Source organism: Streptomyces sp. NPDC002754 (assembly GCF_053592315.1).
The window spans coordinates 1-4,462 of record NZ_JBSFVM010000079.1 but is presented as its reverse complement, the minus strand read 5'-3'; the positions used below and the strand labels follow the sequence as shown (position 1 = coordinate 4,462).

Annotated in this window: 2 protein-coding genes; both read right to left on the bottom strand. The window is 68.0% G+C overall.

Annotation, left to right across the window (positions count from 1 at the left end; all coding sequences use genetic code 11):
* Positions 1 to 133 precede the first annotated feature (133 nt).
* Positions 134 to 436 (bottom strand): hypothetical protein, encoded by a 303-nt coding sequence (locus ACWD2L_RS40825; protein WP_351345993.1) that lies wholly within the window; start codon positions 434 to 436, stop codon positions 134 to 136.
* 15 nt (positions 437 to 451) lie between these two features.
* Positions 452 to 4,462, bottom strand: a 4,011-nt coding sequence (locus tag ACWD2L_RS40820; protein WP_451193797.1) for a DUF6531 domain-containing protein, incomplete at its 5' end; no start/stop codon positions are given.

Below are 4,462 nucleotides of genomic sequence, written 5' to 3'. Positions count from 1 at the left end.
CGGTACTGGCGGGCCAGGTCTCCGAGCATGTCCGCATCGCCGGGGGTCGGGTCGTCCGAAAACCCGAAAACGTCTTCCCAATCGGACACCGCTGGGCGCGCCATGGACCTAACCTCAATTTCTTCGGAGTTCTTTAGCCGAGAGTCCAGTAGTCGGTTCCTGCTTCAGGCTTGGGAGCAGGCACCCATGAAGAGCGGTCCGCGGAGGGGGCCCAGTCCGGCACTTCTCCGTCGTAGTAGATGAAGAGAGCCCAGTAGTAGGGCTCTTCGTGCAGGATGATGTCGCTCTCTTCCAGGAACTTCTGCTGCGGCCACTGGGCGTTGATACGTGCCACGGCCTCCGCCTCCGAGATGGAGAACAGGGAGACCATCTCGTCGGCGACTTCGTCCAGCAGCTCCAGCACGTCGGTCGACGCGTTCGCCAAGAATTTACTCATTGCGACACCCTTTCATCACTGGAGGCTACTGGTGAGGAGCTTCCCTGCGTCATCCCCGAAGAACACCACCTGGTTCCCGAACCACTTGCCGGGCTTCCCCTTCATGAATGCCGGGACGTTCTTCAGCATCGGCCCCTCCACCATCTGGTGGGGCAGGTCCTTTCCGCCACCGCGATAGTGCTTGACGAAATCATCGAGTTCCTTGCTCGCACCGTTGAAGGTCTTCGAATTGAGGGCATCGAACTCCGCCTTGGGGACACGGAAGTGGAGAACCTCGGCATTCTTGCCGAACTTGCCCGCCCATTGCGTTGCTTGCGCGGCGTCCCGCGTGGTGTAGAAACCGTTCCCGAAGTCCATGGGGCGAGTACTGAAGCCGGTGTCGACGCCGTTCTGTCGGATACTCGCGCCCGCGTTCTTGTTGGTCCCGTGGAACAGGTCCACGTGACACTCGGGCGCCAGGCCCAGCACGTCGGTCGCAGTAAGGGGGTTGTTGACATAGGTGACCGGGTTGGGCGCCGGGTCCAGACCCAGCGGGTCCGGCGAGGTGTACCGGCCCGTCTCGGGGTCGTAGTGACGGAAGTAGTTGTAGTAGAGGCCGGTTTCGGGGTCCTCGTACTGGCCGGGGAAGCGGAGCGGGGTGACGGCCGTGGCGTCCCGGTTGCGGGCGGTGGTGCCCCACAGGGTGGTGCGGGAGCGCCAGGCGATGTCGCCCTGTTCGTCGACGAGTTCGGTGGGGGTGCCGACCAGGTCGGTGACGATGGCGAAGAAGCGGGAGTCGTACTCCTCCTGCGTCCTCGGCCTGCGCTCCAGCTGGGTCAGGGGGCGATGGTCGTCGTGGTCCCAGGTGAGAGTGACGCCGGTGGCGGAGTCGGTCTGCTCGGCGAGGCTGGTGCCGTCCCAGGCGAAGCGGACGGTCTCGGTGACCGAACCGTCCATCGCCATACGGTACTTGGCGGTCCGGCGGCCCAGTGGGTCGTATGTGTAGTGCCAGCGGGTGCCGTCGGGGCTCGTGCAGGCGGTGAGGCGGTCCTCGGCGTCCCATTCGTAGCGCCAGGTGTCGGGCTTCTTCGACAGTCGGCGCTTCTGGCGCAGCACCAGGCGGCCGGCGGCGTCGTACTCGTAACGCACGCCTCCTGCCGACTGGATGCGGGTGCCGGTGTAGGTGCGTTCACCGCGAGCCTCGCCGCGACCGGCCTTCTCGGGCCAGGTGGCCTCGATCTGGTTGCCGGCCCGGTCGTAGGCGTAGGACTCGCTCCAGCCGTCGGCGGTGACCGCCAACGGGCGGCCGATCGGATCCAGGTCCAGCTGCCGGTCGCTGCCGGTCGCCTCGTCGGTGACGGAGGTCAGGTGGTTGTCGGGACGGTATCCGTACTTGCGGGCACGCAGAGTCCCGCCCCGGCCCACGAGGCCGTGGGTCACCGGGCGGCCCGACAGGTCCCACGAGGTGGACACCGTCACCGGCGCGGCGCCGGAGCGCAGGACCCGGGTCAGCTCGTGACCCGCCGCGTCGTGGGTGAACTCCATACGACGGCCGTCCGTCGTCAGCGCGCTGCGACGGCCCGCCTCGTCATACGCGAGCTCGGTGAACGCGCCCGTCGGAGTCGTACGGGAGACGCGTCGTCCCAGGCGGTCGTAGGCGTAACGGATGGTGCGGTCGTCGACCGTCTCCGACAGGAGGCGGCCCATCAGGTCCCGCTCGAAGTCGAGAGCGGAGGTGGGGGAGGCCACGCGGGTCAGATCGCCCGCCGCGTCATAGGTGTAGTCGGTCCGGACACCGGCCGCGTCCTTGGACGTCAGCTGGCCGAGGACGTCGTACGTGTACCCGATCTCCTCGCCCAGCGGCGTCCTGCGGCCGACCAGACGGCCCGACGCGTCGTGGCTGTACGAGATCTCGCGGCCGTCGAAGTCGGACTCCGCTGTCAGGTTGCCCGCGTGGTCGTAGGTGTAGTCCCAGGTCAGCCCCTGTGGGTTGGTGACCTGGGCGAGGCGGAGCTCGCGGTCGTAGGCGAAGGCGTGACGGACGCCGTCCGGTGTGGTCCGGGCGGCCATCTTGTCGAAGTGGGTGTACTCGTAGCGGGTGGTGCCGCCCACGGCGTCGGTGTAGGTGAGGCAGTTGCCCTCACCGTCCCAGGCCATCTGCTCGCTCCGGCCGTCGGGGCCGGTGCGCCGCGCGGGCAGCCCCTCGACGGTCCACTCCGACCCGCTGGTCGCGCCCAGTTGGTCGGTGACGGTCGTGGGACGGCCGAACGCGTCCCGTGCCACCGTGGCGGTGCGTCCGGCCGGATCGGTGACGGACACCGGCAGACCCGCGCCGTCGACCGCGTAGGCCACCGTCGCCCCTGAAAGATCCGTGCTGGTGGCGACCGCGCCGGTGGGGTGGTGGGTGAACCGGTTCGTGACACCTTCCGGGCCGATGACGGCCGTCAGGTTGCCCCGCTCGTCGAACTCCTGGTGCCACGTCACCCCGTCGTGACCGGTCGAAGTGACAGGGAGGTGCAACTCGTTGTACGCCGCCGTGGACCGGTTGCCGTCCGCACGCTGGACGACGGTGAGGTCGCCTGCCGCGCCGTACTCGAAGCGGGTGGTGTGGCCGAGGGCGTCGGTGCTGGACAGGAGGTTGTCGTAGCGGTCCCACTCGGAGCGGACGGTGTTGCCCAACGGGTCCGTCTCGCCGACGACTTGGTGGAGGTCGTTGAGCTGGTAGGTGGTGGTGGCGCCGCAGGCGTCGGTGTAGTGCGTCCGGAGCTGGTCGGGGTCGTAGGACCAGCGGGAGGAGAGATATCCGTCGGGGCCGATGGTCTCGGTGACCCGGTTCGCCTCGTCGTAGACGTAGCGGTAGACGGAGTGGTTGCGGTCGGTCCAGGAGGTGATGCGGTGTTGGTCGTCGTAGCCGAACACCAGTGGCTTGCCAGAGGAGTTGACGATGTGGCTGAGGTTGCCGTCGGCGTCGTGCTCGTACGACATGACCTCGACGGGACCGTCGGGGGTGGTGACCGAGAGGCCGGTGATGAGGCCGGCGACGCAGCGGGTCTCGACACGGTAGCCGCCGGAGTGGAGCAGCTCGGTGGGGGTGCCGTCCTCCAGGCGGTTCACGGTGACGTTGTTGCCGTTGCGGTCGTGCCAACGGGCCAGCCAGTACAGGCCGTTGTCGTCGTCCGGGTGGTCCGCGAAGGTCTGGACGAGACCGGTGTGCGGGTCGACGACGCGGTAGATGACCCGGCCGGTGGTGTCGTGCGTTCCCGCGCAGGTCAGCGGCAGCCGGGGTCCCTCCTCGGGCCAGACCGGCTCGGCGGACTCGGTGTTCGGGAGGCGGGGATAGGTGAGGATCGACCCGTCCTCGCGGGCCCACGAGACCCGCCCTCGGTCGTCGATCTCCAGCCGCTCGTCGAGGGCGGAGGCCCAGGAGGGCCCGAAGAACTGGCCGTAGCGGTAGGTCGACAGATACGTTCGAGAGATGGTCAGCGGCAGTACGCCCGGCAGCGTCAAGTCGGTCTGCTGCAACAGCATTTCGCCGCTGGCCACGTCGACCGGGTCGGTCTTGCACGTACGACTGTTCAGACCACGGCTGCTGATACGGACGTTCGGCGGCTTGATGGACGAGGGCTTGACGCCCTTGAGGGCGGAGCCGATCCCCTTGACGCCTTTGAGCAGCGCGCCGCCACCCGCGACCAGTCCCACGACGCCGAGGATGATCTCGCCGATGTCCCAGTCGCCGGTCTCGGCCATGATCGACATATTGATGCCCAGTGACGCGGCACCGGCGACGACGGCCCCGATGGTGAGCGCGATCCCGAGCCCCTGCAGACCAGGGATCAGCAGCGCCAGCACACCCAGCACGGCACTGATGATGGCCAGGGCCTTGCTGAACGCCTTCTTGATCTTGTCCCAGAGGCTGTAGCCCGCCACCGACTCGTCGCGCGCGTCGTCGAGTTTCTGGGCGGCGACGGAGGCGTCTTCCTCGCGTACTTGGCGTGCGTCTTCGGCGAGCATGCGGGCGGCGTCGAGGTCGGCCTGCGCGTCGTCGGC

What these genes read in the sequence shown, in the direction of transcription:
- ACWD2L_RS40825 (WP_351345993.1), bottom strand. Translation starts at nt 436, where the DNA reads ATGAGTAAATTCTTGGCGAACGCGTCGACCGACGTGCTGGAGCTGCTG.